Genomic DNA, 1,707 nt, shown 5'->3' on the forward strand with positions numbered 1-1,707 from the left:
GGTCTTCTGCGCCTCGCCCTTCAGCTCCTGCACCTTGCCCTCGGCCACCAGCTTGTCGTTGCCGGTCACCTGGCCGGCCGCCTGCTTGACGTTGCCGACGGCCTCGTTGGCCAGACCCTTCAGCTTGTCGGTCGTGCTGCTCATCGCGTAATCTCCTGCTGGACGTGGAGGCCGGGTGTCCCGGCCGGGATGGAGGCCCCCGCCGACGGCGGGGGCCCGTGAAGGGGCTCAGACCCGACGGGTCTCGTAGGCGCCGAGCAGCGTCGTCGGCTTCGGGGCGCCGAGGCGGCCGCCGAAGAACGCCGCCAGCGCGCCCAGGATCAGCGCGATCGCCGCGTAGAACGCACCCTGCGTCGCCGCTGACTTTGCCGTCACGGCCGCGGCCTCGGCCTTCTGCTTGGCCGTGGTGACCGCCTGCTCGTACTGCTTCTGGTAGTCGTCGATCTGCGCCTTGGCCTGGTCCGGCGAAACGCCCTGCGCCTTGGCCAGCGCGTCGGCGGCGCGGCTCTTGGCCTGCTCCTTCTGGGCCGGATCACCGGTCAGCACCGCCTTCACGGCGGCCACCGCCGCGTCCTTGGCGGCCTGCGGGTCCTGCCCGGCGGACTGCTCGCGGACCTTCTGCTCGATCCCGTCGAACGGGTTCGAGATCTTCGACAGCGACGGCGCAGCCGCCTGCGCGGCGGTCTGGATCGTGCCGCCGACGAGGTTGCCCGCGCCGCCGAGCGCCCCTGAGACCGTGCTGAGCGTGCCGCCGACGAGGCCGCTGGCCGCCGAGGTCAGCAGGTACAGCACCACCAGGGTGGTCACCGCCCACGACACCAGCCCGTGGAGCGCAGCCGCGCCCGGCAGCGGCTTGCCCGACAGGCGGCCGGCGATCAGGCCGCCGGCCAGCGAGGCCACGATGCCCGAGGCGACGAACCAGAGGCCCGCGCCCATCGAGACCGTCGAGGCGGACGGGTTGTCGGCGGCCTGGGTGCCGACCGAGGCCAGCCCCACGCCGACACCGACGAGGTTGACGATGACCTGGGTCACCAGGGCGGTCACGGCGCCGGCGAAGATGGCGCCCCACGACACCTCGTTGAGCAGCACGGTGCGCGTGTCGGCCTGTGCGGCTGTGGTGGCGAGCGGGGAAGCGGTCGTCTGGATGGTCACTCTGTCACTCCGGGTCGGTGGTCTTCAGATGGGGAAGGCGTTCAATCGCGGGTCGCGTTGACCAGCAGGCCGAGGCCGAAGCCCACGGCACCGGCGATCAGCAGCGAGGCGAGCGGATACTCGGCGACCTGGCCGGTCACGCCGCCCTGGCGCAGGGCGCGGGCGCCGCGGTCGTAGGCGTCCCCGGCGTAGTCGGAGGCATCGTCCGCCGCACGCCGCACCGAGCGTCGGGCCCGGTCGAAATGGTCCTCGGCCGCACCCTGGGCGTGGCGGGCCCGGTGCTCGATGTCGTCGGAGCCGACGAGGCCGCCCACGGTCTCGCGGATGCGTCCGCCGATGTCGCGGGCGGTGTCGGCGACGGTCTCGGCCGCGTCGCGCACGGTGTCCTTGGCCTGGCCGTAGAGGTTCTCGGCCTTGCCGGCCGCCTCGCGGGCGCGGCCCTCGGCCGAGTCCCGCTGCGAGCCGGTGAGGTCGCCCACCGCGCCCTGCACCTTGCCGCCGAGCTCCTTCGCGGCGCCCGTGATCCGGTCCGTGTCGACCATGTCGTTCTCCTGT

At 73.2% G+C, this 1,707-nt stretch carries 3 protein-coding genes; all 3 read right to left on the reverse strand.

All coding sequences use genetic code 11. The features are described from left to right. A partial coding sequence (locus OXS27_RS32185; protein ID WP_243923726.1) for a CsbD family protein occupies positions 1-144 on the reverse strand: 144 nt, incomplete at its 3' end. Positions 145-228: 84 nt separating this feature from the next. After that, complete coding sequence (locus OXS27_RS32190) at positions 229-1,152, reverse strand: PhnA-like protein (protein WP_267361722.1); 924 nt, start codon at positions 1,150-1,152, stop codon at positions 229-231. Between the two features lie 41 nt (positions 1,153-1,193). After that, positions 1,194-1,707: CsbD family protein (locus OXS27_RS32195; protein ID WP_346733093.1), on the reverse strand; the 514-nt coding region annotated here is incomplete at its 5' end.

Origin of the sequence: Methylobacterium sp. GC_Met_3, assembly GCF_026540775.1 — a bacterium.
Classification (GTDB): Bacteria; Pseudomonadota; Alphaproteobacteria; order Rhizobiales; family Beijerinckiaceae; genus Methylobacterium.